Origin of the sequence: Aestuariimicrobium sp. G57, assembly GCF_050110855.1 — a bacterium.
Taxonomy (GTDB): Bacteria; Actinomycetota; Actinomycetes; order Propionibacteriales; family Propionibacteriaceae; genus Aestuariimicrobium.
On the sequence record NZ_JBNINW010000004.1, the window covers coordinates 1 to 26,247 of the forward strand.

Genomic DNA, 26,247 nt, shown 5'->3' on the forward strand with positions numbered 1-26,247 from the left:
TTCCGCAGGTTCGTGGACGAGCGTGGGGTTGGTGAAGGGGCTCGGCGCATGCTTCGTCCGGGGCCCCAACCAGAGAAACTCGCGCCACAACAAGTTCTTCGCCCGGATCGGGCCCCGCGGCCCGAAAAACTTGCTCGAGCGCGAGTTTCTCTGGTTCTGCGGGCCTGGCGCATGCTTCGTCCAGCGGTTGGCCCGTGCCGAACCTGCACTAGTGGCACTGGTGGCGCTGGTGCATGCGGTTCGGCCGAACCGGGCTGCGGACGGGGCTGTGGTGTCACTTCCGCAGGTTCGTGGACGAGCGCGGGCTGGTCAACTGGCCCAGCCCATGCCTCGTCCTCGCCGCCACCAGAGAAACTCGCGCCACAACAAGTTCTTCGCCCGGATCGGGCCCCTCGGCCCGAAAAATTTGCTCGAGCGCGAGTTTCTCTGGTTCTGGTGGGCATGGCTCATGCCTGGTCCGTCGGTTGGGCCGTGTCGAACCTGCACTAGTGGCACTGGTGGCGCTGGTGCATGCGGTTCGGCTGGTTCGGGGTGCAGACGGGGCATGGGTGTCAGTTCCGCAGGTTCGTGGACGAGCGTGGGGTTGGTGAAGGGGCTCGGCGCATGCTTCGTCCGGGGCCCCAACCAGAGAAACTCGCGCCACAACAAGTTCTTCGCCCGGATCGGGCCCCGCGGCCCGAAAAACTTGCTCGAGCGCGAGTTTCTCTGGTTCTGCTGGCCTGGCGCATGCCTGGTCCGTCGGTTGTCCGCACCCCCTCAGCCCACCGCGCTCGCCGCCACCAACGCCAGGCACACCACCACGATCAGCACCCCCAGGCCCCACATCAACACCGCGAACCACCGGCTGATCACCCACCGACCCATGACCTGTCGCCGCGACCCGAACCACACCAGCGGCAACAACGCGAATGGGATGCCGAACGACAACACCGCTTGTGAGAGCACCAGCAGGCCGGTCACGTCCGGCACCAGCGCCAGCAGCACCACCGCCGGCACAATGACGATCAGCCGCCGCCACGCCACCGAGAGGTCGCGGCTCACCAGCCCGTCCATCACCGACGAGCCCGCCTGCCCGCCGACCGCCGTCGACGCCAGCCCCGAGATCAGCAACCCCGCCGCGAACAACGTGGCCACCCAGCCGCCGATCGAGGCCGCCAGCCCGTCGTGGATGCCGACGAAGTCCCCCGCCCGGGGGTGGTGGCGCATGGCTGTGGCCGAGAGCACCAGCATCGAGATGTTGATCGAGCCCGCCAGCGCCATGGCCAGCCCCACATCGACCCTGGTCGCCCTCACCAGCCGCGGCACGTCGACGTCCAGCGCTCGTCCATGCCGGTCGCGCGACAGCGTCGTGTGCAGGTAGATGACGTGCGGCATCACGGTCGCACCCATCATCGCGACCGCCAGGTACAACTGCTCGGACGACGTGAGCCGCGGCACCAGCCCGGCCACCACCTCGCCACCTGCTGGTGGACGCGCCACCAGCCCCGCGAAGAACCCCATCGGGATCAGCAGCAACAATCCCAGGATCACCCGTTCGAAGCTCTTCTGCCCCCACCGCGAATGCACCGCCAACAACGCCAGCGAGCCCAGTCCCGTGATCACCCCGCCCGCCACCAGCGGCACCCCGAACAGCAGGTACAACCCCACCGCGCCGCCGATCACCTCGGCGATGTCGGTGGCGATGACCACCCCGGTGGCCTGCGCCCAATAGGCCAGTCGCAGGCCACGCAGGCGGCGTCCGGGCAGGTGGTCGGCGACGAGCTCTGACAGCGAGCGGCCCGTGACGAAACCCACCTTGGCAGCGAGGTACTGCACGCAGCATGCCATCAGGTTGACCAGCACCAGCACCCACAACAGGGCATAGCCGTGGTCGGCGCCCGCCGAGAAGTTCGCGGCGAAGTTACCGGGGTCGACATAGGCCACCGCGGCCACGAACGCAGGCCCCAGCAGGCCCGCGAACCCGAGGCGCGGCGGCCGCGTGGTCGAAACCGGCTGGAACACTGTGCATCCCTTCGTCAACGATGCTGCCGCCAAGCTGGAAGCCGCACGATGCATCACGAGCTGAATCGCGAGCCGACAAGGCCAACGGCGTCCACCCCGGCCAACCCGACGCGGAATGTCGGCACCGTCCGATAAGGTGGCAATCACCGCCCCACCGATGCCTTCACCGGCCGATAGGACGACACGCCCGTGCTTCTTGCCCTCATTCTCGCGCACTTCGCGGTGGGGGCCAGTGCGCCCATCTTGGCGAAGTGGCTGGGACGACGGGCGTACTTCGTGGCGGCATTGGTGCCGGCCGTGGCCTTCGGGCTGCTGCTGGGCAAGGCCCCGCAGATCACCTCGGGTCAGGTCATCACCGAGACCTACCAGTGGATCGCCGTGCTCAACATCGACATCACGTTCCGCATGGGACTGGTGCAGTGGGTGCTGGGCCTGGTCGTCACGGCCATCGGTGCCGTGGTGCTGGTCTATTGCCGGTGGTACTTCGGGGCCACGGCTACCGCGACCAGGTGTCTTGGCCTGCTGACCGCCTTCGCGGGCACCATGCTGGGCCTGGTCAGCGCCGACAACCTGGTGCTGCTGTACGTGTTCTGGGAGATCACGACGATCTTCAGCTACCTGCTGATCGGCAACGACTTCACCCGCAAGGCCAACCGTGGCGCCGCGCTGACCGCACTGATCGTCACCACCTTCGGTGGCCTGGCGATGCTGGCCGGCATCGTCGCGCTGGGCGTGGTCACCGACACCTACAGCATGGCCGCCATCATCGACCAGCCGCCGTCGGGGCCCATCGCCGCTGCCTCGATGTTGCTGCTGCTCGTCGGCGCGCTCAGCAAGTCGGCGTTGTTCCCGTTCCACTTCTGGCTGCCCGGCGCGATGGCGGCGGCCACCCCCATCAGCGCCTACCTGCACGCGGCGGCCATGGTCAAGGCCGGTGTCTACCTGGTGCTGGTCATGGCGCCAGTGTTCGCCGATTCACCCTACTGGCGACTCACCATCTCGGTGCTCGGCGCCATCACCATGCTGCTCGGTGGGTGGCGCGCCCTGCGACAGGACGACATCAAGCTGCTGCTCGCCTACGGCACCGTGAGCCAGCTGGGCTTCCTGGTGGTGCTCACCGGCATGGGCACCCAGTCGACCGCGCTCGCGGGCCTGGCCTGGCTCGTCACCCACGCCCTGTTCAAGGCGGCGCTGTTCCTCGTCGTCGGCATCGTCGACAAGTCCACCGGCACCCGTGACCTCACGATCCTGTCGGGGGTTGGACGACAGCTGCCGTGGCTGGCGGCCTTCGCTGTCATGGCGGCGGCCTCAATGTCGGGCCTGCCACCCACCCTGGGCTTCATCGCCAAGGAATCGGCACTCGAAGGCCTGGTCAACCTCACCTTCGGCGGCGACGGCACCACCATGCCCGCCGCATTGTCCGTGACGCTGACGGCGGCCATCGTCCTCGGGTCGATGCTGACGCTGGCCTATTCGTACCGCTTCATCTGGGGCACGTTCGCCGACAAGCCCGGCATTCCGCTGTGCGAGGTGCGCCGCCAGACCTGGGGCATGTCGCTCGGCCCCGGGCTGCTGGGTGTGCTCTCGCTCGTGCTCGGCTTCCTGGGGCCGCAGATCACGCGTCTGCTGATGCCCTATGCCGAGTCGGTGCCCGAGGGTGCACACCCGCATGGACTGGCCCTGTGGCACGGGTTCACGATCCCGCTGGGGCTCTCGGTGCTGATCATCGTCGGCGGATCACTGATGGCCTGGCAGCGCGAACGGGTCAGCCACCTGCAAGAGACGTTCCCGACGACCGTCACCGCCCACGACCGCTACCTGCAGATCATGCGGCTGGTCGACAAGGCGGGCGTCGAACTGACCTCACGCACCCAGCAGGGTTCGCTGATCGTCTACCTGTCCAGCATCTTCGTGGTGTTCCTGCTCGGCGTCGGCACCCCGCTGCTGCTCACCTCGAGCTGGCCCAGCAGCGTGCGCTGGTACGACTCACCGGGCCAGGTGGCCGTCGGCGGCATCATGATCACCGCCGGACTGCTCGCGGCGATGTCGCGTGGCCGCATCCGCGCCGTGCTGCTCGTCGGGGTGACCGGCTACGGCACCGCCCTGCTGTTCATGCTGCACGGGGCCCCCGACCTGGCGCTGACCCAGGTGCTCGTCGAGACCGTCACCGTGCTGGTCTTCCTGCTGCTGCTGCGCCGCATGCCGCGCTACTTCACCAACCGCCCGCTGGCCGCGAGCCGCTGGTGGCGGGTGCTGCTGTCGCTCTCGGTCGGCGCGGTCACCGTGATGCTCACGATCGTCGCCTCGGGTGCCCGCATTGACCTGCCGGCATCGCTGCCGCTGTTCACCACGGCCAAGGAATTCGGCTACGGCAACAACATCGTCAACGTCATCCTCGTCGACACCCGCGCCTGGGACACCCTCGGCGAGGTCTCGGTGCTCGCCATCGCCGGCACCGGCGTGGCATCGCTGATCTTCCTGCAGTCCCGGGCCCAGAACCCGCGTCGCCGCCCCCGCCACAGCGACGCCGCCCAGGAACGCGCCTGGCTGCGCGGTTCGACCAGCCTCGACCCGGCCGCGCGCAGCCTGATCTTCGAAGTGGTCACCCGCATCATCTTCGGGCTGACGGTCATGGTGGGTGCCTGGCTGCTGCTGCGCGGCCACAACGAGCCCGGCGGCGGCTTCACCGGTGGCCTGGTGATCGGCATGGCGTTCATGCTGCGCTACCTGGCCGGCGGGCGTGACGAGCTCAACGAGGCCGCGCCCTTCGACGCCGGCCGGCTGCTGGGTTCGGGGCTGGTGCTCTCGGTAATCAGCGCCCTGGTGCCCGTCGCCTTTGGTGGTCGGGTGCTGCAGAGCTACGACATCTACATCAACCTTGGCCCCGAGTTCATCGAGACCCCGATCGGCCGACTGCCCTTCCTGGGCGATGTGCACCTGGTGTCGTCCGTGGTCTTCGACGTCGGTGTCTTCCTGATCGTCATCGGCGTGCTGCTCGACTTCGCGCGCAGCCTCGGGTCGGGCATCGACATCCAGGCCAGCGAGCACCGTGCGCCCATCCCGGCGCCCCGCTCGACCGTCACCCTCAAGGCAGGTGAACTGCGATGAGCCCGAACATCACCCTGGCCCTGGTCGCCGGGTGTCTGGTGGCGTGCGGGGTCTACCTGCTGACCGAACGCTCACTGTCCCGCATCCTGATGGGCGTGATCGTGCTGGGCAACGGCGTCAACGTGCTGTTCCTCGTCGCCGCCGGCCCCGCGGGCATCCCGGCGATCCTCGGCAGTGGGGACAAGTTTCTGATGACCGACCCGCTGCCGCAGGCGATGGTGCTGACCGCCATCGTCATCAACATGGCTGTGGGCGCGTTCGTCATGACGATGGCCTACCGCAGCTTCCAGCTGTTCGGCCATGACGAGGTGCAGGACGACCGTGAGGACGCCCGCATCCGCGCCCTCGCCGAGAAGGACAGGGTCTCGTCAACGTATGAGGAAGGCCGATTCCAGGACACCGGTGAGAACGTGGTGAGCGAATGAACAACCTGTTGCCGCTGCCCGTGCTGCTGCCCATGTTCGGGGCCGCGATCACCCTCATCGTCGGACGCCGTCCGCGCGTGCAGAGGGCCATCTCGATCGCCGTGCTCGTCGCGGTGGTGGCCGTCGTGGCCTGGTTGGCCATCACCGCGCACCGCCAGGGCGTCCAGACGCTGTGGTTCGGCGCCTGGCCGGGGACGGCCGGCATCGCGCTGGTCGCCGACCGGCTGTCTGCGCTGATGCTGCTGGTGGCCTCGCTGGTCACCCTCGGGGTGCTCATCTATTCGGGTGGCCCTGATTCGGAAGAGCTCAGCAAAGAGACCCCGGTCTCGATCTTCCACCCGACGTTCCTGTTGTTGTGCTCGGGCGTCTCGAACGCGTTCCTGGCGGGCGACCTGTTCAACCTGTTCGTCGGTTTCGAGATCCTGCTGTTCGCCTCGTACGTGCTGCTGACCATGGGCGCGACCCGTCCCCGCATCCGCGCCGCGTCGATCTATGTCGTGGTCAACCTGGTCTCGTCCGCCCTCTTCCTGATCCTGCTCGGCACCGTCTATTCGGCGGTCGGCACGGTCAACCTGGCCCAGCTGGCCCAACGCATCCCTGCGCTGCCCGACGACGTGCAGGTGATGATCCAGGCGCTGATGCTGACGATCTTCGGACTCAAGGCGGCCATCTTCCCGCTGTCGGCGTGGCTGCCCGACTCCTATCCCACCGCGCCTGCGCCCGTCACGGCGGTGTTCGCGGGCCTGCTCACGAAGGTCGGCATCTACGCGATCCTGCGCACCCAGACAGTGCTGTTCCCGCACCGCCCGCTCACCGAGGTGTTGCTGGTGCTGGCCGCGCTCAGCATGCTGGTCGGCATCATGGGCGCCATCGCGCAGTCGGAGCTCAAACGTATGTTGTCGTTCACCCTGGTCAGCCACATCGGCTACATGCTGCTGGGCATCGCGCTGGGGTCCGTGGACGGCCTCACGGCCACCATCTACTACACCAGCCACCACATCACCATCCAGACCACCCTGTTCCTGGTGGTGGGGCTGGTCGGGCGTGTGGCCGGCTCGACGTCGCTGGAACGCATCTCGGGCCTGGTCGCGGTTTCGCCCCTGCTGGCCACGCTGTTCTTCGTGCCGGCCATGAACCTGTCGGGCATCCCACCCTTCAGCGGCTTCATCGGCAAGATCGGGCTGCTGCAGGCCTCGCTCGACTTCGGCGGGGTGTGGGGCTGGACGATGGTGACCGTCGCCCTGCTGACGAGCCTGCTGACGCTCTATGCCATCGCCAAGGCGTGGAACCGCGCCTTCTGGGGTGAGCCCGAACTGGTCACCGAGGGCAGCGGTGAGCCCGGCACCATGCCGCGGTCGATGGTGGGTGCCACCGTCGGCATGATCGCGCTCACCCTGGCGCTGACGTTCGGTGCCGGGTGGCTCTACGACTACTGCCAGCAGGCGGCGATCGCCTTGACCGATGGCGATTATGTGCGTGCGGTGATGGAGGGCCGGTCATGACGACCCATGGTTCAGAGCACAACCACGATCACGACGAGCACCTCGACCATGTGCGGCGTCGAAAGTTCAGCATCCGCGGCCAGTGGATGAACCTGGTGGTGCTGACCATCACCTGGGTGCTGCTCAGCGGCAATGCGTCGCTGCTGACCGTCGCCAGCGGCCTGCTGCTGGCGGTGTTGATCTCGTGGGTCTTCCCGTTGCCCAGCATCCAGTGGGGTGGGCGGCTGCGTCCGCTGGGGCTGGCGTACCTGGTGGTGCGCCTGCTGTACGACCTGGCCACAGCCTCGGTGCGGCTGTCGCGGTACGCCTTCTCTCGTGGGCCCTTGCCCGACACGGCCATCATCGCCGTGCGGCTGAACTCCGATGCCGACCTCTACCAGGTCGGCACGGGCAGCATCCTGTCGGTGGTGCCGGGCTCGGTCGTCGTCGATGCCCGCCGCAAGACCCGCACGCTCTACCTGCACATCTTCCCGACCTCACCTGATCGGCTCGATGCCGAGCGGGAGGCCTCGTTGGCCGCCGAGCGGCGCATCCTGGGCGCGTTCGCCTCGAACGCCGAGATCGAGGCGGCCCGGCTGAAGGCAGGGGGTCGGGTATGAGCATCGCGATCACCATCATCCACGGCATCGCCATGGTGCTGCTGGTCGCCGCGGCGGGGTTTGCCCTGTACCGGATGGCCCATGGGCCGACCAGCCTCGACCGGTCGGTGGCGAGCGACGTCATCATCGCGGTGCTCATCGCTGCCACCGGGCTCTACACGGTCACCTCGGGCAACGCCTTCGGCATGCCGGTGCTGGTCGTGCTGTCGCTGCTGGGGTTCACGGCGGCGGTCGGTATGGCCCGGCTGATCTCGAACCGGTCCGACCAGGTGCGCACGCTGCACGAGGCGCGGCGCCACCACGAGGACGGTGGCCACCATGACTGAGGTCATCGACCTGGTCGCAGCGCTGTTCGTGTGCGCCGGTGCGTTCTTCTGCCTCTCGGCCGCGGTCGGCATCGTCCGCTTTCCCGACGTGATCACCCGGCTGCACGCGGCGACCAAACCGCAGGTGTTCGGACTCATCCTGATCCTGGTGGGGGTGGCGCTGCGCATGTGGACCTGGCAGGTCACCCTGCTCGCCATCCTGATCGCGATCTTCCAGGTGCTCACCGCGCCGGTCTCGGCCCACATGGTCTCGCGCACCGCCTACCGGCTGGGCATCTGGCAGTCCGACCACGCACTGGTCGAAGAACTGGGCCAGGACCTCGAGGGCGCCGGGTTCGTGCACCCCGCCGAAGAAGAGGAACCGGGGGAGGGATCCTATCCGGGACTGCGCTGGAAGCCCGCCCAGGCATGGCTGCCGCCCAGCCGCGCTGACGAAGAGGCTGCTGCGGCCAGCGGCCCCGACGAGCACGGCAACGCGGGGGTCTCCGAGATCCCCGAAGGCGCGGCCCACCCGCACGAGGCCTCCGAGGCGATCGCGGACCACACCGAGACCAACCCCGAAGAGCTCAGCTGACCTGGCTGACTACCAGCTGCGCAGGCTCGCGGGGCTGCGCGGCGCGGTCAGCGAGGGGTCGGTGACGACGTGGTCGGCGAGCACCTCGTCGATGCGGACCATCAGTTCTTCGGGCAGGTCGACGCCTGATGCCTTGGCGTTCTCGGCGATCTGCTCGGGTCGGCTCGCGCCGATGATCGCGCTCGAGACATTGCGGTTCTGCAGCACCCACGCCACGGCCAGCTGGGCCATCGACAGCCCCATGTCGGCGGCGATTGGGCGCAGGTTCTGCACTGCCTCGAGCAGGCCCGGGTTCGACAGCCAGCCCTCGACCATGCGGTTGCCACCCTTGGCATCAGTCGCCCGCGACCCCTCAGGGGTGGGCTGGCCGGGCAGGTACTTGCCGGTGAGCACGCCCTGGGCCACCGGCGACCAGACGATCTGGCCGATGCCGAGCTCCAGCGACTCGGGCACGACCTCGGTCTCGATGATGCGGCTCACCATGTTGTATTCCGGCTGGTTCGACACGATGCGGAACCCGGCCTGTGTCGCCAGTTCCTGGCCGGCCCGCAGCTGGTCTGCCGTCCACTCACTGACGCCGATGTAGATCGCCTTGCCGGCGCGCACGACGTCCGCGAACGCCTGGATTGTTTCTTCCAGCGGGGTGGAGTGGTCGTAGCGATGGGCCTGGTACAGGTCGACATAGTCGACCTGCAGCCGGGTCAGCGAGCCGTCGATCGCCTCGAGGATGTGCTTGCGTGACAGGCCGCGGTCGTTGGGGCCCTTGGGGCCGATGGCGCCGTGCACCTTCGTGAAGATCTCGAGCGATTCGCGCCGCTGGCCCTTCAACGCCTCGCCGAGCACGCTCTCGGCGACGGTGTTGGCGTAGACGTCGGCGGTGTCGAAGCTGGTGATGCCGGCGTCGAGCGCCGCGTGCACGCAGGCCGTGGCGGTCTCGTTCTCGACCTGTGACCCGTGCGTCAGCCAGTTTCCGTACGTGATCTCGGTGACCTGCATGCCCGACGAGCCAAGAAAGCGATACTCCATGCCCCATTCCTACACCCGTCCGGATTTACGCGCTGACAACGCTCCGGGTGCCCGCGCGATTACCCTGTACAGGTGCCGATGCTTGACCTGCCCCTGATCCACGCCGGCAAGGTGCGCGAGCTCTATGAGCTGAGCCCAGACCCGCAGACCGGACGCGAACGCATGCTGATGGTGGCCACCGACGCCATCAGCGCCTATGACCACGTGCTGAGCCCGGGCATCCCCGACAAGGGCGCTGTGCTCACCCAGTTGTCGCAGTGGTGGTTCGACCAGCTCGGCGACATCGTCGACAACCACGTGCTCACCACCGACGTGCCCGACGAGGTGCCGGCCGCCGACCGTGCCAGGGTCGCGGGGCGGTCAGTCGTGGTCGAGAAGCTGGCGATGGTGCCGGTCGAATGCGTCGTCCGGGGTTACCTGACCGGGTCGGGATGGGCCGAGTACCAGCAGTCGCGCACCGTCTGCGGCATCGCGTTGCCCGAGGGCCTGCGCGACGGCGACCGGCTGCCCGAGCCGATCTTCACCCCGGCGACCAAGGCCGAACTCGGCGAGCACGACGAGAACATCACCTATGAGCAGATGCTCGAGACCACCGGCCCCGAGCTGGGCGCGCAGCTGCGTGACGTCAGCATCGAGATCTACCGCCACGCCGAACAGGTCGCCCGCGAGCGGGGCATCCTGCTCGCCGACACCAAGGTCGAGTTCGGTCGACGCCCCGACGGCACCCTGGTGCTCGGTGATGAAGTGCTCACGCCTGATTCGTCCCGGTTCTGGGACGCGACCACCTGGCAGCCGGGCGAACGCCTCGACAGCTTCGACAAGCAGTTCCTGCGCGACTGGCTCGTTCACGAATCGGGCTGGGACAAGGCCTGGGACACCACCCCGCCGCCGCTGCCGCCACACATTGTCGACGCGACGCGCCAGCGCTACCTCGACGCATATGCCCGTCTGGTCGGGACGGCATTCGTGCCGACGGCCAACACCGATAGGATCGCCCCCATGGCCACCGTTGTTGTCGATGTCATGCCCAAGCCCGAGATCCTTGACCCGCAGGGCAAGGCCGTCACCGGTGCGCTCGCACGCCTCGGTTACGACGGCCTGACCGTGCGCCAGGGCAAGCGATTCGAGATCGAGGTCGACGGCGAGGTGACCGATGAGGTGCTCGCCCAGGTTGCCGACGCTGCCGAGAAGCTGCTCGCCAACACCGTGATCGAGCAGTTCACGGTGCGGGTTGAGGGGTCGGCCCAGTGACCCGCATTGGTGTCGTCACCTTCCCGGGCTCGCTGGACGACCACGACGCGCTGCGGGCCGTGACGCTGTCGGGTGCCGAGGCGGTGCCGCTGTGGCATGCCTCTGACGACCTGACGGGTGTGGACGCCGTCGTGCTTCCCGGCGGGTTCTCGTACGGCGACTACCTGCGGTGCGGGGCCATCAGCCGGTTCAGCCCCGTCATGGATTCGGTGATCGACGCGGCCAACAAGGGCATGCCGGTGCTGGGCATCTGCAATGGTTTCCAGATCCTGTGTGAGTCGCACCTGCTGCCGGGGGCGATGATCCGCAACGAGTCGCGCCAGTTCATCTGCCGCGACCAGCGCCTGCGCGTCGAGTCGGTCGACACCACCTGGACCTGCGACTTCGAGCAGGGGCAGGAGATCACGATCGTGCTCAAGAACGGCGAGGGCAACTACATCGCCGACGACGAGACGCTGAAGGTGCTCGAGGGCAACAACCAGGTCGTCTTCCGCTACCTGGACAACCCGAACGGCTCGCGCAACGACATCGCCGGCGTGACGAACGAGCGTGGCAACGTCGTGGGCCTGATGCCGCACCCCGAGCACAACATGGAAGAGCTGACCAGCCCCAGCCTGGACGGACGCCCGTTCTTCAGCTCGGTGCAGCGGTTCCTGGCCAGGGTGTGAGGGCCTGACGCGGTCGGGTTGACCGGCTCGTGGGTGCATTTCGCGCGTCGGCGTGGGAATTGCAGCCCGCGGAGGCGGCTCGGGCTGCATGTCGTGCACCGGCGCGGGAAATGCAGGTGCGGGGGTCGTCCGGTTGGTCTGTGGACGCCCCCGTGGCGCGTGGCGGCCGGGGTGTGACCGGCCCAAATGTTGCGCTTTTGGCGCCGGCGTCACCTGTGCAGCTCGCGGAGCTGGTTCGGGTTGTACTTCCGGCGCCAGCGTCACGAATGCAGGTGCGGGGCTCGTCCGGGGTCGTTCGGACGAACGCATGGCGCGTGGCGGCTCGGGTGTGACCGGCCTGAATGTTGCACTTCTGGCGCCGGCGTCACTTGTGCAGCTCGCGGAGCTGGTTCGGGCTGCACTTCCGGCGTCAGCGTCACGAATGCAGGTGCGGGGCTCGTCCTTGGGGAGTTCTTCTGGTCCTGGGTTTGCTGTGGACGCCCCCGTGGCGCGTGGCGGCCAGGGTGTGACCGGCCCAAATGTTGCACTTCTGGCACCGGCGTCACTTGTGCAGCTCGCCGAGCCGGTTCGGGCTGCACTTCTGGCTCCAGTGTCACGAATGCAGGTGCGGGGCTCGTCCGGGTCGTCCGGACGATCGCATGGCGCGTGGCGGCCCGGGTCGCCCGGCCCAAATGCTGCACTTCTGGCGCCAGCGTCACCTGTGCAGCTCGCCGAGCCGGTTCGGGCTGCATTCGCGGCACCAGCGTCACAAGTGCATGATCAGGGCTCGTCCAGGACCGCTCGTCTGAGCAAAATCCACCCCCGCGCACTCCGACGTCCGGGTACCCCAGCACTCCCTCCAGACCCACCTGTAGCGTGGTCCACAGGCACGCAATGATGCGCGCCCTCTGACCACGAAGAGGTAGTCATGGCACAGGCAAAGAAGATCATGAACAAGCCCGAGGATCTCGTCGACGAGACCCTCGACGGGCTGGTCGCCATCTCGCGGGGCTTGCTCACCCGCGACCCCGGCTCGCGCGTGGTGCGCAGCACGAAGATTGAACAGGGCAAGGTCGGCCTGGTGGTCGGCGGCGGATCCGGGCACGAGCCGATGTACGGCGCCTTCGTGGGCCCCGGCCTGGCGAACGCCAGCGTGTCGGGCAACATCTTCGCCGCGCCCGCCCCGCAGCATGTGCAAGAGGCCATCGAGGCTGCCGACGCCGGCGCCGGTGTGCTGGTCGTCTATGGCAACTACGCCGGTGACATCCTGAACTTCGACCTGGGTGCCGAGGATGCCGCCGACAACGGTGTCGTCTCGAAGACCGTGCTCGTGCGCGACGACGTCGCCACCCCTGACCGTGACGGACGCCGCGGCATCGGCGGCGCCTTCTATGTCGTCAAGGCCGCCGGTGCCGCCTGCGCCAAGGGCCTGTCACTCGACGAGGCCGCCGCGGTGACCGAGCGTGTCGAGTTCAACACCCGCACCATCGGCATCGCCCTGCGCGCCGGTGTGCTGCCCGACACCGGCAAGCGCACGTTCGAGCTGGGTGATGACGAGATCGAGATCGGTCTGGGCGTGCACGGCGAGGTGGGCGTCGAGCGCACCAAGCTGCAGAGCGCGGACGACATCGCCGAGAACATGCTGAACCGCATCCTGGTCGACCTGCCCTTCGAATCCGGCGACCATGTCGCGGTGCTGATGAACAACCTGGGTGCCACCACCCAGATGGAACTGCTCATCGTCTACCGCCGCATCGCCCAGTTGCTGGAAGAAAAGGGCATCACCGTCGACCGCACCGACATCGGCGCACCGTTCACCTCGCAGGACATGGCCGGCTTCTCGCTCACGCTGCTCAAGCTCACCGACGAGATCGCCGAACTCATTGCCGCGCCGTGCGAGTCGGTGCCCTTCACCCAGGCCTGAACGATGGCAGCAACTCTCACCATCGACCAGACCCGCACCGTGCTGCTGGCTGCCTGCCAGGCCATCATCGACGCCCGTGAAGAACTCGGCGATGCCGACCGTGCCACCGGTGACGGTGACCACGGCGAGGGCATGGCCAGGGGCTTCGGGGCCGGGCAACAGGCGCTGCAGCAGGCCGAGCTCGCCACTGTCGGCGAGGCCTTCAAGACCATCGGATCGGCCGTCCTCGCCGCCAGCGGCGGGGCGTCCGGGGTGATCTTCGGCACCATGTTCCGCGCACCGGCGAAGGTGCTGACCGGTGACCAGCTCGACGCCGAGGGTTACGCCTCGGCGCTCGAGGCCGCCGCCGACCAGATCGGGACGAGGGGCAAGGCCGCGGCCGGCGACAAGACGATGCTCGACGCCCTCATCCCCGCGGCGCAGGCCGCCCGTGCCTCGGCCGGGGATGGGCTCGAGGCGGCAGCCAGGGCAGCGGCCGAGGCCGCCGAACGGGGCTCGGTAGCCACCACCGACATGGTGGCCGCGTTCGGGCGGGCCAAGTCGCTGGGGGAGCGGGCCCGCGGTCACCGCGACCCCGGCTCCATCTCGGTGGCGATCCTGCTGGCAACGATCGCCGACGGCATCGAGCACACCTGAACCCACAAGGACGCCTGAAACTCAGGGTTCGAGCAGCACCTTCAACTGTTCCCCTGCCCGGGCCGCGGCGAATGCCTCATCGGCCCGGGCCAGGGGGAACGCCCCCGTCACGAGCGGCGCGAACAGCTCCGGTGCTCCGGCCAGCAGGTCGAGCGCCTCGGCGAAGTCGGCATTGGTGTTGGCCGTCGACCCGGTCACGACCAGTTCGCCGTAGTGCACCAGGTTCGCGTCCAGCCCCACCACCCCGGCACCCGAGGGCAGCCCGGCGAAGAAGTTGATGCGGGCACCCTTGGCCGCGCACCGCAGGGCGTCCGCGAACACTTCGCCGATGGGTGTCGCCACCACCACCGCATCGGCACCCGCCCCATCGGTGTGGGCCCTGACCTGGTCGGCCAGGTCACCATCGCGGGGGTCGAGGGTCACGTCTGCACCCAACTGCCCCGCAATCCGGCGGCGGTGGGCCGAGGTCTGGCTCACCAGCACCCTGCCGACCCCGCGGTGCTTGGCGACCAGCAGCGCGATCAGCCCGATGGGTCCGGCGCCGCAGATCAGCAGGCTGTCATCGCGGGTGACCTGCAAGGGACGAAGGCCCCGCACCACCGCCGCGATCGGCTCGGCCAGGGCCGCCGTCCGCAGGTCGAGATGCTCGGGCACGACCTGCACATTGCCCGCAGCCACGCCAGCGGCTGGAATGCGCACCTTTTCCGCGAAGCCACCGTCGAACGTCAGCCCCACCGATGCGTAGTTCTCGCACAGGTTGCCCAGACCCCGCCGGCACGGACGGCACTGCCCGCAGGCGATGTTCGGTGCCACGGCCACCCGGGTGCCGGGGTCGAAACGGGCATCACCGCTGCGGTTCTGGGCCACGATGCCGACGGCCTCATGGCCCGGCACCCGCACCGTGCCCGGCGGGTACAGCCGGTGCTGGCCGCGGGCGATCTTGAGGTCGGTGCCGCAGATGCCCGAGGCGGCGACGTCGATCAGCAATTCGCCCTCGTCGGCCACGGGGTCGGGCCGTTCGACGAGTGCCAGGACGGGCTCAGCGGTGGTGGCGCTCGGATGGCGGTATTCGTAGGCCAGCATTCGCCCACACTATCCGGGGTGGTCGTGGACGCCCGCGTGGCGTGTGGCGGCTGGGGTCTCGCGGTCCGCAAGTTGCACTTCTGGCGTGGGTGTCACGTGTGCGGCTCGATCGACCGGTTCGGGGCGCTCTGCTGGGGCGGGTCTGGGCGAAGAGTTTGCACAGGGGCAAGGATTTCGGGCGGGTGGGGCTGATCCGGGCCAAGTCCTTGCACAGGAGCAAGGATTTCGGGGCGAGGACCGTCCGGGGTCAGCCGTGGACGCTCGCGTGGCGCCCAGCGGCTGGTGTCGGCACCCGCAGGTTGCACTTCTGGCGCCAGCGTTGCGTCAAGGGGGAACGTCGACAAGGCACGTGTCGACCTGCGAACGGTCGTGTCACAAGCGGGTGAACCCCTGTTGTGCGCGCGTGCCAGCCGCCATGCTGGGAACATGTCTGGCCCAGCCCCCACCCCCTGGCGCGGACTCGTCGGCGCTGCCAGCCTCGACGTGCCGGTACCCATCGGCACCCCGATGTCGGGCTATGCCGCCCGCACCTCGCCCAGCACCGGCACCGCCGACCCCATGACCGTGCGCGCCCTGGTCGTCGACCGGGTCGCCCTGGTGGCCGTCGACTGTTGTGCCCTGCACGAGCGCACCTGTGAGTCCATCCGCACCCGGCTGCTCGACGACGGCGTGGTCGACGAGGTCGTCGTGGCCGCCACCCACACCCATGCCGGTGCCTGCATCACTCCCGGACGCCTCGGTCGGGAATCCCCCGAGGTGCGCACTGCCGCCGGCCGCACCGCGATTCGTGCCGTCCTGATGGCCGCCGGCGGCGTGGTGCCTGCACGGGCGAGCCACGGCGAGCAGCACGGTGCCGGCATCGCCCACAACCGCCGCCACCTTGACCGTCCCATCGACCCACCCGTGCAGGTGCTCGCGTTCGACGACGCGAGTGATCGGCGCATTGCCACGCTGGTGACCCACCCGTGCCACCCGGTCGTGCTCGACGCGTCGAACACCCTTGTCAGCGCCGACTTCGTGGCCGCCCTGCGTGACCAGGTCGAAGCGGCCCACCCGGGCAGCACCTGCATCTTCATGACCGGCGCCGCAGGCGACGTCAACGACGGCCACCCGCCGAGGCCTCGTTCACCGCGACGGGGGCCGGCGCGCGGTCCTTCGATGATGCCGAACGCATCGGACGAGCGCTGGGCGCCGCGGCCCTCGATGCCCCACTCGAACCCATCCTGGGTGACGACCGGGCCGCAGCCGCCCACCACCCGGTGGTGCTGGCCTTCGAGTCCTTCGACCGTGCGGCCGTCACCGCCGACGTCGCCTCGTGGCGACAGCGCCTGACCACCGAACCCGAGCTGGCCCCGCTGCTGCACCTGTGGCTGGCGTGGGCACAGCAGATGCTCGCCCAACCGGTGCTGCCCACCTCATGGTCCGGCCGGGTCGTGGTGGTCAGCATAGGCGGGGCCCGCATCGTCACACTGCCGGGCGAACCCTTCCTGACCGCGGCCGACACACTGCGGGCGCTGCGTGGGTCGCAGCAGGGCCCGACGCTGGTGCTGGGCTACAGCGACGGCGTGCCGGGCTACCTGCCACCCCGCGACGAGTACCAGCATGGCGGCTACGAGGTGGTCGACGCGCACCGCTACTACGGCATGCCCGCGCCGTTCGCGGCCGGCAGCCTCGAACAACTGCTCGCCGCAGCCGGACAACTGCTCCTGCCGGAATAGGCTGGCCCGATGACCGCCAACCTCAGCCGCGACACTGCCCGTCACCGCAGCGAGGCCATCGTCCTCGACACCATTGAGGTCTGGCTCGACATCACGAATGCGCCCGACGCCGACCAGCCGTTCTTCGACTCGCGTTCGACCCTGCGGTTCACCTCGACCGTGCCCATGATCGGCATCGACTTCCTCGACGGTGAGGTCGACGAGGTCAGCGTCAACGGCACCCCGGTCGCGGTCGACCACGACGGCGCCACGGTCACCGTCACCGGGCTGCATGACGACGGCACCACCACCAACGAGGTGACCGTGTCCGGTCGCGCCCGGTATTCCCGTTCGGGCGAGGGCCTGCACCGCTTCATCGACCCGGCCGACGGCCAGACGTTCTGCTACACCCAGTACGAACCCTCGGACTCGCGGCGCGTCCATGCCCAGTTCGACCAGCCCGACCTGAAGGCCCGGCACACGTTCCACGTCACCGCCCCCGAGGGCTGGACGGTGCTGTCGAACCAGCCCGAGGTCTCGAACCAGGCCGCCACCACCGGCACCGGCACCCAGCACGACTTCGCCGAGACCCCGCCGCTGTCGACCTACATCACCGTCATCGTCGCCGGCCCCTACCACGGCGTCACCGACACCTGGACCTCGCCCGACGGCTCCCTGACCATCCCGCTGGGCCTGTGGTGCCGGGCCACCCGCTCCGAGACCCTCGACACTGAGGAACTGTTCAGGGTGACCAAGGCCGGGCTGACGTTCTTCCACGAGAACTTCGACTATCCCTACCCCTGGGGCAAGTACGACCAGGTCTTCGTGCCCGAATACAACCTCGGCGCCATGGAGAACCCGGGCTGCGTCACGTTCACCGAGCAGTACCTGTTCCGCTCCGCGGCAACGCGCGCGCAGTTCGCCGGACGCTCGAACACCATCCAGCACGAGATGTCGCACATGTGGTTCGGCGACCTGGTCACCCCGCGCTGGTGGGACGAACTGTGGCTCAAGGAGAGCTTTGCCGAGTACATGGGCGGCCACGCGAACGTCGAGGCCGCGGGCTTTCCTGAAGGCTGGGTCGGGTTCGCGGGCCGCCGCAAGGCCTGGGCCTATGCCCAGGACGAGCTGCCCACCACCCATCCCATCGCCGCGGACATCCCCGACATCGAGGCCGCCAAGCAGAACTTCGACGGCATCACCTATGCCAAGGGCGCCTCAGTGCTCAAGCAGTTGGTGCACCACGTCGGTGTCGAGGCGTTCTTCGAGGGCTCGCGGCGCTATTTCCGGCAGCACGCGTTCTCGTCCACGACGTTCACCGACCTGATCGAGGCGCTGCAGCAGGCCTCGGGACGAGACCTCACCGAGTGGGCGCGGGCGTGGCTCGAGACCGCCGGGCCCGACACGCTCACGGGGGTGCTCGAGGTCGACGACGCCGGCACGATCACCCGCGCCGTCATCGACCAGCAGTCGACCGACCGGCGCACCGGCGCCGTGGTCGGGCGCCCGCACACCCTCGCGGTCGGCCTGTACGACCGTGTCGATGGACGATTGCAGCGGCGCGGCGCCCTCATGCCCGTCGAGCTCAGCGGTGCCGGCATCGAGCTGGCACAGCTGGCCGGCCAGCCCGCCCCGGCGCTGATGCTCGTCAACGACGACGACTGGACCTATGCCAAGGTCATCCTCGACCAGCGTTCGCTTGCCACCGCCCGCGAGCACCTGTCCACCCTCGACGACCCGCTGGCCCGCGCGCTGCTCTGGAGCCAGTTCTGGATCATGGTCCGCGACGGGCTCATGCCGGTGGCCCACTACGTCGAGGCCGTCGAGCGGCACGCGGCAGCCGAGTCCGACGCGGCGACGCTGACCACCCTGCTGGCCAATGCCCACGCCGCCATTGAGGGGTTCCTGCCGCCGGCGGCCCGGCCCGCGGCCCGCGAGGCCCACCTGGCCGCGCTCGAGGCGCTGCTGGCCGGTGCCGCGGCCGGCTCCGACAGCCAACTGGTGCTGGCCCGGGCGATGGCCGCCCATGCCTCGGTCGTGCCGGGCTGCTCGGCCCGCGTGCAGCGGTTCATCGCGCAGCCCCCGGCCGGCCTTGAAGATCCTGGCCTCGGTGGGCTTGGTGTCGACCTGCGCTGGGCCCTCGTCCGGGCCTGCGCCGCGACCGGCGACCTGGACGACCAGGCGCTGGCCGCCGAACTGGCGCGCGACGAAACCCTGGACGGACGCCTCGAACACCTCTCTGCCCGCGCCTCGCGCCCCGAGGTGCGCATCAAGGACGAGGTGCTGGCCCGCATCATCACCCCCGGTGTGGTCTCGAATGCCGAGGTGGATGCCGCCCTGGTCGGTCTGCGTCAACCCCTGTCGCGCCACCTGCTGGCCGATGCCGACGCGCAATACTTCCACCGGCTGACGACCTTGTGGCGCGAGCATTCCATCGAGATCGCCGAGCGGCTGGTCGGGGGGCTGTTCCCGCCGGCCACCCCAGAGACGGTCAGCCGGGCGCACGCGTGGTTGGCGGCCGGAAACGATGCTCCACAGGCGCTGCGGCGGCTGGTCATCGAGGCGCTTGACGCAGCCGAACGGCAGCTGCGGGTGCAGGCGGCGAACACTGGCGCGCGTCACTATTCATGATCTTGTTACTTTTCTCTCGTTTTGTGTTCGTGTGAGCGACTCCGGCAGGTCATCGACGCCGCATAATTTCGTCGCTCGTGACCACTCACAGCATCCCCGGGGTCGTGCGCCACGACCCGGCCGTTGAACCGCCGCGACACCACCAGCGGGTGTCCTGGCGCGAGATCGGCCTGGCAGCCGCGCTGATCCTGCCGAACCTGATCCTGCTGATCGTGTTCACGTATCGGCCGCTGCTCGACAACATCCGCATCTCGTTCTACCACTGGAACATCTCGTCGAGCCGCATGCGCTTCATCGGCCTCGACAACTACATCGAGTGGTTCACCGCCGAGGACACCCCCCGCATCGTGTGGAACACCGTGGTGTTCACCGTTGCCGCGGTGGCCGGCTCGATGATCCTCGGCCTGGCGCTGGCGCTGCTGCTCGACCAGAAGCTGCGCGGTCGCGGCTTCGTCCGGTCGCTGGTCTTCGCGCCCTACGTGATCGCCGGGGCTGCCATCGGCGTGGCCTTCCAGTTCGTGTTCGACCCGGGCTTCGGCCTCATCCAGGACCTGCTCGACCGCATCGGCGTCACCAGCCCGAACTTCTACCAGGTGCCCGGCTGGGCCCTGTTCATGATCACGGTCACCTACATCTGGAAGAACCTCGGCTATGTGTTCGTGATCTACCTGGCCGCGCTGCAGGGCCGCCGCAAGGACCTTGACGAGGCCGCCGAGATCGACGGCACGTCGGCCTGGCGCCGGCTGTGGAAGGTGACACTACCGCAGGTGCGTGGCACCACGTTCTTCCTGCTGATCACGGTGCTGCTCAACTCGTTCCAGGTCTTCGACATCATCAACGTCATGACCGGGGGCGGCCCGCTGGGCAACGGCACCACCACCATGGTCTTCCAGGTGTACCAGGAGACCTTCGTCAACAACCGTGCCGGTTACGGTGCCGCGGTCGCCACGATCATGTTCACCGTCGTGCTGATCATCACCGTCGTCCAGGTGCGCCTGCAGGACAAGGGAGCCCACTGATGACCGAGACGATCCCGGCGGTCACGACGTCCCCGCTCGCCGCTGCCGACCAGGGCTCCGGCGACCAGGTGGTCAAGCGTCGCCACCACCGCGACCCCGGCGAGTCCGGGCCTGCCGCCAAGGCATTCGGCTATGCCGCGCTGCTCGTGGCCGTGGCCATGATCGTGGTGCCGCTGTACTTCATCGTGATCACCTCGTTGAAGCAGCATGCCGACATCTACTCCGACCCGATCACGTGGTGGCCGAACCCGTTCGAGCCCGGCAACTATGCCTACGTGTTCGACACCGTGGCGTTCGGCACCTACCTGCGCAACTCGGTCATCATCACCGGGATCCTGACGGTGGTCGAGGTGGCGCTGGGCGTGCTCAGTGCCTATGCCTTCGCCTTCCTGCGTTTTCCAGGCAAGAACCTGCTGTTCATGCTGGTCATCGCCGCGTTGATGGTGCCCAACCAGATCACGATCATCAGCAACTACGCGCTGGTGGCCAACCTGGGCTGGCGCAACACCTTCCAGGGCGTGATCATCCCGCTCGCCGGTGTCGCGTTCGGCACCTTCCTGATGCGCAACCACTTCCTCAGCCTGCCCTCCGAGATCATGGAGGCCGCCCGCCTGGACGGCACCAGCTTCATGCGGACGCTGTTCCGCGTCGTGCTGCCGATGTCGTGGCCCACCGTGGTCGCCTTCGCCCTGATCACGATCGTGACCGAATGGAACCAGTACCTGTGGCCGTTCCTGATCGCCAGCGATGAATCGGTCGCGCCGCTGCCGGTCGGCCTGACCCAACTGCAGCAGAACGAAGGCCTCACCAACTGGGGCCCCGTCATGGCGGGCACCGTGCTCACCACCATCCCGATCCTGATCATCTTCATCATCCTTCAGAAGCAGATGATCAAGGGCCTCACCGCCGGGGCCGTCAAGGGCTGACCAGCCCACCCCCCAGGTCCGCCCGCGGGCCACAGTGAAAGGTAACGAAATGCTGAATCGTCGCAACCTGCTCGGCGTCGCCGGGGCCGGTGCCGCCACCCTGGCGCTGGGCAGCCTGGCCGCCTGTGGCTCGGGCAACGCCGGCCAGGAGGGCAACGGCACCATCCAGTTCTGGTCGAACCACCCGGGCTCGTCCAAAGAGATCGAACAGAAGATGATCCAGGCCTGGAACACGGCCAACCCGGACACCCCGGCCACTCTGGTCGACGGCGGCGCCAACTACGAAGAGCTCGGCCAGAAGTTCAACGCCGCCCTCGCCGGTGGTGACCTGCCCGACGTGATCGTCGCCTCGGACGTGACCTGGTTCAACTTCGCCCTCAACGAGGCCACCACCCCGCTCGATGACCTGTGGAAGGACAACGGCATCGACGCGAACAGCTACGTCGACACGCTGCGTGAGGACTACGCGTATGACGGCAAGCACTACGGCATGCCCTACGCCCGCTCGACCACGCTGATGTACTTCAACACCGACGTGATGAAGAAGGCCGACCTCGACCCGACCAAGGGCCCCCAGACCTGGGACGAGTTCGCGCAGTGGGCACCCAAGCTGAAGGCCGCTGCGGACGGCAAGCCGGCGCTGATCATCCCCGACGGCACCAGCTACCTCGACTGGTACTTCCAGGGCATGATCTGGACCTTCGGTGGCGCCTACTCCAACGAGTGGGAGCCCACCTTCACCAAGGCTGAGTCGATCGAGGCCGGCAAGTTCCTGGCCGACCAGTTCAAGCAGGGCCACATCGCCATCGCCAAGGACGCCAACAACACCTTCGGCATCGGCGGCGCCGCGGCGCTGCTGCAGTCGACCGGTTCGCTGACCGGCCTGACCAAGGCCGCGAAGTTCCCGTTCATCACCACCTACCTGCCCGGCCCGAAGCCCGGTGCCACCACCGGCGGTGCCGGCCTCGCCATCCCGAACGGCATCTCGGATGAGCGCAAGAAGAACGCCGTCAAGTTCGTCGACTTCCTCACCAACACCAAGAACACCATCGAGTTCACCCAGGCCACCGGCTACATGCCCGTGCGCAAGGACGCCGTGGACGACCCGTCCGAGAAGGCGTTCCTCGAGAAGAACCCGAACGCGATGACCGCCATCAAGCAGCTCAACGAGAACACCGCGCCGCAGGACTTCGCCCGCGTGTTCGTGCCCGGCGGCGGCGCCCTGATCGGCGGTGGCCTCGACAAGATCACCATCGGCGGCCAGGACGTCAACAAGGTCTTCAGCGAGCTGTCCAGCGAGACCCAGAAGGCCTACGAGCGCGACATCAAGCCGCTCATCAAGTGAGCCTGACCACCACCTTCAGCCCTGATCCTTTGCTCTGATCGGAGAACACCATGGCCACTGTCGAGTTCCGGCAGGCTTCCCGCATCTATGACCCCGCACGGCCCCCGGCCGTCAACCGCGTCAGCCTCACCATCGACGATGGCGAGTTCCTGGTGCTGGTGGGGCCGTCCGGGTGCGGCAAGTCGACCACGCTGCGCATGCTTGCCGGCCTCGAGCCGGTCGATGAAGGCTCGATCTTCATCGACGGCGTCGACGTCAGCGAGGTGCCGGCCCGTGATCGCGACACGGCCATGGTGTTCCAGAGCTACGCCCTGTACCCCAATATGACCGCGCGCCAGAACATGGCGTTCGCGCTCGAGAACGCGAAGGTGCCCAGGGCCACCATCGCCGAGAAGGTGGCCCGCGCCGCGAAGATGCTCGAACTCGAGCCGCTGCTCGACGTGCGCCCCGGCAACATGTCGGGCGGCCAGCGCCAGCGCATCGCCATGGGCCGCGCCATCGTGCGCGACCCCAAGGTGTTCTGCATGGACGAACCGCTGTCGAACCTCGACGCCAAGCTGCGCGTGGCCACTCGCGGCCAGATCTCGCAGCTGCAGCGTGAACTGGGCGTGACCACCGTCTATGTCACCCACGACCAGACCGAGGCCATGACCATGGGTGACCGGGTCTGCGTGCTGAAGGACGGCATCGTGCAGCAGGTCGACACCCCGACCCACCTGTACGAGCACCCGGGCAACACCTTCGTGGCCGGGTTCATCGGCTCGCCCGCCATCACCCTGATCGACGGGGTTGCCATTGAGGATGGTCGCGCCGTGCTGGGCGAGGGCCACGTCGTCGACCTCGGCATCGAGCGCGAGCTTGCGGCCAGGGCCACCACGGGCCGGGTCATCACCGGCGTGCGCCCCGAGGCCTGGGAGATCCTGGGCGTGGGCGGCGACCGCCTGCCCGACACCGTGCCGCTCAAGGTGATCCTGGTCGAGCACCTGGGCTCTGAGGCCTACCTGTACTGCGAGCCGCTCATGACGGCCGATTCGACCGTCAGCATCCGCGGCGGACGGGTCGTCGTGCGGGCCGACAAGCGCCGCACCTTCCGCGTCGATGATGTGCTCTCGGCGCGTCCCCGCTTCGGTGAGAGCTACTTCTTCGACCCCGCGACCGAGATCAATCTCGAGTACCTCTGAGAGGGGGCCGGGGCCGGCGCTCCAGCCCGGTAGATTGTGACCCGTGGTCGATACCGTTGAGAACGCACGCAGCACCCCCGAGTCCGAGCAGCCCTGGGCAGAACTCGGCCTGAAGCAGGACGAGTACGAGCGCATCCGCGAGATCCTGGGTCGGCGCCCCACCAGCGCCGAGCTGGCGATGTACTCGGTGATGTGGTCGGAGCACTGCTCGTACAAGAGCTCGAAGGTGCACCTGAAGCGCTTCGGCGCGCTCGAGCAGACCACCCCGCGCGGGCCGCTGCTGGCCGGCATCGGCGAGAACGCCGGTGTGGTCGACATCGGCCAGGGCTATGCGGTCACGTTCAAGGCCGAGTCGCACAACCACCCGTCCTATGTCGAGCCCTACCAGGGCGCGGCGACCGGCGTCGGCGGCATCGTGCGCGACATCCTGGCCATGGGCGCGCGCCCGATCGGCGTCATGGACTCGCTGCGCTTCGGTGAACTCGATGCCCCCGACACCGCCCGTACCCTGCCCGGCATCGTGTCCGGTGTCGGCGGCTACGGCAACTGTCTCGGCCTGCCCAACGTCGGCGGCGAGGTCAGTTTCCACGAGTCCTACTACGGCAACCCACTGGTCAACGCGCTGTGCGTCGGCCTGCTCAAGCATGAGGACCTGCACCGCGCTTTCGCCTCGGGCACCGGCAACAAGGTCATCCTCTACGGCGCAGCCACGGGAGGCGATGGCATCGGTGGCGCGTCGATCCTGGCGTCCGAGACGTTCGACGACACCAAGCCCAGCAAGCGCCCCAGCGTGCAGGTCGGCGACCCGTTCATGGAAAAGCTGCTGATCGAGTGCACGCTCGAGCTGTTCGCCGAAGACTTGATCAGCGGCATCCAGGACTTCGGTGCCGCGGGCATCTCGTGCGCCACGTCCGAACTGGCCAGCGCCGGCGACGGCGGCATGCACGTCGAGCTTGATGTCGTGCCGCTGCGTGACCCCACCCTGTCGCCCGAAGAGATCCTGATGTCGGAATCGCAGGAGCGGATGATGGCCGTGGTCGAACCGGCCAAGGTCGAGCGCTTCATGCAGATCTGCGCCAAGTGGGACGTGCAGGCCACCGTCGTCGGAGAGGTCACCGAGGGCGACCGGCTGATCATCGACTGGCACGGCCAAACCATCGTGGACGTGGACCCCAAGACCGTGGCCCACGAGGGCCCGGTCTATGAGCGACCCCTGGCCCGTCCGGCCTGGATCGACGAGGTCAACGCCAACTCGGCCAGCAACCTGCCCCGCGCCACCACGGACGAGGGCCTGCTCGACCAGGCCTGGGCCGTGATCTCGTCGCCGCTGAGCGCCGACAAGTCGTGGGTGACCAACCAGTACGACCGCTACGTGCGCGGCAACTCGGTGCTGGCCCAGCCCGAGGACTCGGGCATGCTGCGCATCGACGAAGAGACCGGCCTGGGCATCGCCCTGTCGCTCGACGCCAACGGCCGCTACTGCTACCTGAACCCCTACCTGGGTGCGCAGCTGGCGCTGGCCGAGAGCTACCGCAACGTCGCCGTGACCGGTGCCGAACCGGTCGCCATCACCGACTGCCTCAACTTCGGCTCGCCCGAGGACCCCGAGGTGATGTGGCAGTTCCTCGAGGCCATCATGGGCCTGGTCGACGGCTGCCGGCAGCTGGGCACCCCCGTGACCGGCGGCAACGTCAGCTTCTACAACCAGACCGGTGCGACGCCGATCCTGCCGACGCCCACCGTGGGCATGCTCGGCGTGATCGACGACGTCGCCAAGCGCAATCCCATGGGCTTCCAGCATCCCGGCGATGCGCTGGTGCTGCTGGGCCGCACCGGGGACGACCTGTCCGGTTCAGTCTGGGCCGATGCCGTGCACGACGGCCACCTCGGTGGCATGCCGCCCACGGTTGACCTGGCTGCCGAGCAGGCGCTGGCCAAGGTGATGATCGCCGCGTCGCGCGAGGGCCTGGTGAGTTCGGCCCATGACCTGTCCGACGGCGGGCTGCTGATGGGCCTGGTCGAGAGCGCGCTGCGCCACCACCAGGGCGTCGCCCTGACGCTCGACTCGGTGCCGGCGGTTGACGGGGTCGCGCTCGATGACACGCTGAAGCTGTTCAGCGAATCGGCTGGACGCGCGCTGGTCACGCTGTCGGGTGCGTCGATGCCGCGCTTCGAGCAGCTGTGCGCCGAGCATGGTGTGCCGATGGAGCGCATCGGCGAGGTGACCGGCGAGGACAGCATCGAGGTCTCGTCGCTGTTCAGCCTGCCGCTCGACAAGGTGCGCGAGGTGTGGTCGGGAGTGCTTCCGAAGGTGCTGGGCTGACCAAAATGTGGCTCTGATCGCCG

Annotated in this window: 21 protein-coding genes; 18 read left to right on the forward strand and 3 right to left on the reverse strand. The window is 68.3% G+C overall.

Annotated elements, in window-relative coordinates; genetic code table 11:
* Nucleotides 1-756 precede the first annotated feature (756 nt).
* A complete protein-coding gene (locus ACQCX5_RS10065; RefSeq protein ID WP_434542200.1) occupies nt 757-1,947 on the reverse strand; it encodes an Nramp family divalent metal transporter in 1,191 nt (396 codons plus the stop codon).
* A gap of 243 nt (nt 1,948-2,190) precedes the next feature.
* Between ACQCX5_RS10065 and ACQCX5_RS10070 the strand changes: the two genes are divergently transcribed.
* The 6 genes from ACQCX5_RS10070 to mnhG are packed head-to-tail and all read left to right on the forward strand — an operon-like array spanning nt 2,191 to nt 8,535.
* Entirely contained in the window at nt 2,191-5,109 is a 2,919-nt protein-coding gene (locus ACQCX5_RS10070; protein WP_434541908.1) for a Na+/H+ antiporter subunit A, read from the forward strand.
* Nucleotides 5,106-5,534 carry a Na(+)/H(+) antiporter subunit C gene (locus ACQCX5_RS10075; RefSeq protein ID WP_434541909.1) on the forward strand — a complete coding sequence of 143 codons (429 nt, stop codon included), beginning with the start codon at nt 5,106-5,108 and terminating at the stop codon, nt 5,532-5,534. The genes ACQCX5_RS10070 and ACQCX5_RS10075 overlap by 4 nt, the downstream gene beginning before the upstream one ends.
* Entirely contained in the window at nt 5,531-7,036 is a 1,506-nt protein-coding gene (locus tag ACQCX5_RS10080) for a Na+/H+ antiporter subunit D (protein WP_434541910.1), read from the forward strand. The genes ACQCX5_RS10075 and ACQCX5_RS10080 overlap by 4 nt, the downstream gene beginning before the upstream one ends.
* The gene (locus ACQCX5_RS10085; RefSeq protein ID WP_434541911.1) at nt 7,033-7,635 is read left to right on the forward strand and encodes a Na+/H+ antiporter subunit E; all 603 of its coding nucleotides are present in this window, start codon (nt 7,033-7,035) and stop codon (nt 7,633-7,635) included. Before ACQCX5_RS10080 ends, ACQCX5_RS10085 begins: the two co-directional genes overlap by 4 nt.
* Nucleotides 7,632-7,961, forward strand: coding sequence for a monovalent cation/H+ antiporter complex subunit F (locus tag ACQCX5_RS10090; protein ID WP_434541912.1), 330 nt, complete (start codon nt 7,632-7,634; stop codon nt 7,959-7,961). Before ACQCX5_RS10085 ends, ACQCX5_RS10090 begins: the two co-directional genes overlap by 4 nt.
* The gene (gene mnhG / locus ACQCX5_RS10095; RefSeq protein WP_434541913.1) at nt 7,954-8,535 is read left to right on the forward strand and encodes a monovalent cation/H(+) antiporter subunit G; all 582 of its coding nucleotides are present in this window, start codon (nt 7,954-7,956) and stop codon (nt 8,533-8,535) included. The genes ACQCX5_RS10090 and mnhG overlap by 8 nt, the downstream gene beginning before the upstream one ends.
* Before the next feature lie 9 nt (nt 8,536-8,544).
* On the opposite strand, the gene ACQCX5_RS10100 is transcribed toward mnhG, so the two are convergent.
* Complete coding sequence (locus ACQCX5_RS10100) at nt 8,545-9,561, reverse strand: aldo/keto reductase family protein (RefSeq protein ID WP_434541914.1); 1,017 nt, start codon at nt 9,559-9,561, stop codon at nt 8,545-8,547.
* 78 nt (nt 9,562-9,639) lie between these two features.
* Between ACQCX5_RS10100 and ACQCX5_RS10105 the strand changes: the two genes are divergently transcribed.
* From ACQCX5_RS10105 to dhaL, 4 genes are all read left to right on the forward strand, one after another.
* Nucleotides 9,640-10,812 carry a phosphoribosylaminoimidazolesuccinocarboxamide synthase gene (locus ACQCX5_RS10105; protein WP_434542201.1) on the forward strand — a complete coding sequence of 391 codons (1,173 nt, stop codon included), beginning with the start codon at nt 9,640-9,642 and terminating at the stop codon, nt 10,810-10,812.
* Nucleotides 10,809-11,480 (forward strand): phosphoribosylformylglycinamidine synthase subunit PurQ, encoded by a 672-nt coding sequence (purQ, locus tag ACQCX5_RS10110; RefSeq protein ID WP_434541915.1) that lies wholly within the window; start codon nt 10,809-10,811, stop codon nt 11,478-11,480. The genes ACQCX5_RS10105 and purQ overlap by 4 nt, the downstream gene beginning before the upstream one ends.
* Before the next feature lie 907 nt (nt 11,481-12,387).
* A complete protein-coding gene (locus tag ACQCX5_RS10115) occupies nt 12,388-13,383 on the forward strand; it encodes a dihydroxyacetone kinase subunit DhaK (RefSeq protein ID WP_434541916.1) in 996 nt (331 codons plus the stop codon).
* 3 nt (nt 13,384-13,386) lie between these two features.
* Nucleotides 13,387-14,019 carry a dihydroxyacetone kinase subunit DhaL gene (dhaL, locus tag ACQCX5_RS10120; protein WP_434541917.1) on the forward strand — a complete coding sequence of 211 codons (633 nt, stop codon included), beginning with the start codon at nt 13,387-13,389 and terminating at the stop codon, nt 14,017-14,019.
* Between the two features lie 21 nt (nt 14,020-14,040).
* Here the strand turns inward: dhaL and ACQCX5_RS10125 are convergent, their stop codons facing one another.
* Nucleotides 14,041-15,102, reverse strand: coding sequence for an alcohol dehydrogenase catalytic domain-containing protein (locus ACQCX5_RS10125; protein WP_434541918.1), 1,062 nt, complete (start codon nt 15,100-15,102; stop codon nt 14,041-14,043).
* A gap of 426 nt (nt 15,103-15,528) precedes the next feature.
* Between ACQCX5_RS10125 and ACQCX5_RS10130 the strand changes: the two genes are divergently transcribed.
* The 8 genes from ACQCX5_RS10130 (at nt 15,529) to purL (ending at nt 26,224) form a co-directional block, all read left to right on the forward strand.
* On the forward strand, nt 15,529-16,434 hold the full coding sequence (locus ACQCX5_RS10130; RefSeq protein WP_434541919.1) for a hypothetical protein: 906 nt from the start codon (nt 15,529-15,531) through the stop codon (nt 16,432-16,434).
* Nucleotides 16,365-16,820: a hypothetical protein gene (locus ACQCX5_RS10135; protein ID WP_434541920.1), complete on the forward strand. Its 456-nt coding sequence runs from the start codon at nt 16,365-16,367 to the stop codon at nt 16,818-16,820. Before ACQCX5_RS10130 ends, ACQCX5_RS10135 begins: the two co-directional genes overlap by 70 nt.
* A 9-nt stretch (nt 16,821-16,829) precedes the next feature.
* Nucleotides 16,830-19,430 carry an aminopeptidase N gene (gene pepN, locus ACQCX5_RS10140; RefSeq protein WP_434541921.1) on the forward strand — a complete coding sequence of 867 codons (2,601 nt, stop codon included), beginning with the start codon at nt 16,830-16,832 and terminating at the stop codon, nt 19,428-19,430.
* A gap of 77 nt (nt 19,431-19,507) precedes the next feature.
* The gene (locus ACQCX5_RS10145) at nt 19,508-20,449 is read left to right on the forward strand and encodes a carbohydrate ABC transporter permease (RefSeq protein ID WP_434541922.1); all 942 of its coding nucleotides are present in this window, start codon (nt 19,508-19,510) and stop codon (nt 20,447-20,449) included.
* The gene (locus tag ACQCX5_RS10150) at nt 20,449-21,375 is read left to right on the forward strand and encodes a carbohydrate ABC transporter permease (protein WP_434541923.1); all 927 of its coding nucleotides are present in this window, start codon (nt 20,449-20,451) and stop codon (nt 21,373-21,375) included. Before ACQCX5_RS10145 ends, ACQCX5_RS10150 begins: the two co-directional genes overlap by 1 nt.
* A gap of 49 nt (nt 21,376-21,424) precedes the next feature.
* Entirely contained in the window at nt 21,425-22,720 is a 1,296-nt protein-coding gene (locus tag ACQCX5_RS10155) for an ABC transporter substrate-binding protein (protein WP_434541924.1), read from the forward strand.
* Nucleotides 22,721-22,770: 50 nt separating this feature from the next.
* Nucleotides 22,771-23,901 (forward strand): ABC transporter ATP-binding protein, encoded by a 1,131-nt coding sequence (locus ACQCX5_RS10160; protein ID WP_434541925.1) that lies wholly within the window; start codon nt 22,771-22,773, stop codon nt 23,899-23,901.
* Nucleotides 23,902-23,944: 43 nt separating this feature from the next.
* Entirely contained in the window at nt 23,945-26,224 is a 2,280-nt protein-coding gene (gene purL / locus ACQCX5_RS10165; RefSeq protein WP_434541926.1) for a phosphoribosylformylglycinamidine synthase subunit PurL, read from the forward strand.
* Nucleotides 26,225-26,247: the final 23 nt, after the last annotated feature.

Coding starts and splice junctions, on each gene's coding strand:
- mnhG (WP_434541913.1), top strand. CDS start 7,954: ATGACTGAGGTCATCGACCTGGTCGCAGCGCTGTTCGTGTGCGCCGGT.
- ACQCX5_RS10130 (WP_434541919.1), top strand. CDS start 15,529: ATGTCTGGCCCAGCCCCCACCCCCTGGCGCGGACTCGTCGGCGCTGCC.
- ACQCX5_RS10160 (WP_434541925.1), top strand. CDS start 22,771: ATGGCCACTGTCGAGTTCCGGCAGGCTTCCCGCATCTATGACCCCGCA.
- ACQCX5_RS10080 (WP_434541910.1), top strand. CDS start 5,531: ATGAACAACCTGTTGCCGCTGCCCGTGCTGCTGCCCATGTTCGGGGCC.
- ACQCX5_RS10085 (WP_434541911.1), top strand. CDS start 7,033: ATGACGACCCATGGTTCAGAGCACAACCACGATCACGACGAGCACCTC.
- ACQCX5_RS10075 (WP_434541909.1), top strand. CDS start 5,106: ATGAGCCCGAACATCACCCTGGCCCTGGTCGCCGGGTGTCTGGTGGCG.
- dhaL (WP_434541917.1), top strand. CDS start 13,387: ATGGCAGCAACTCTCACCATCGACCAGACCCGCACCGTGCTGCTGGCT.
- ACQCX5_RS10155 (WP_434541924.1), top strand. CDS start 21,425: ATGCTGAATCGTCGCAACCTGCTCGGCGTCGCCGGGGCCGGTGCCGCC.
- pepN (WP_434541921.1), top strand. CDS start 16,830: ATGACCGCCAACCTCAGCCGCGACACTGCCCGTCACCGCAGCGAGGCC.
- ACQCX5_RS10125 (WP_434541918.1), bottom strand. CDS start 15,102: ATGCTGGCCTACGAATACCGCCATCCGAGCGCCACCACCGCTGAGCCC.
- ACQCX5_RS10115 (WP_434541916.1), top strand. CDS start 12,388: ATGGCACAGGCAAAGAAGATCATGAACAAGCCCGAGGATCTCGTCGAC.
- ACQCX5_RS10105 (WP_434542201.1), top strand. CDS start 9,640: ATGCTTGACCTGCCCCTGATCCACGCCGGCAAGGTGCGCGAGCTCTAT.
- ACQCX5_RS10100 (WP_434541914.1), bottom strand. CDS start 9,561: ATGGAGTATCGCTTTCTTGGCTCGTCGGGCATGCAGGTCACCGAGATC.
- ACQCX5_RS10150 (WP_434541923.1), top strand. CDS start 20,449: ATGACCGAGACGATCCCGGCGGTCACGACGTCCCCGCTCGCCGCTGCC.
- ACQCX5_RS10090 (WP_434541912.1), top strand. CDS start 7,632: ATGAGCATCGCGATCACCATCATCCACGGCATCGCCATGGTGCTGCTG.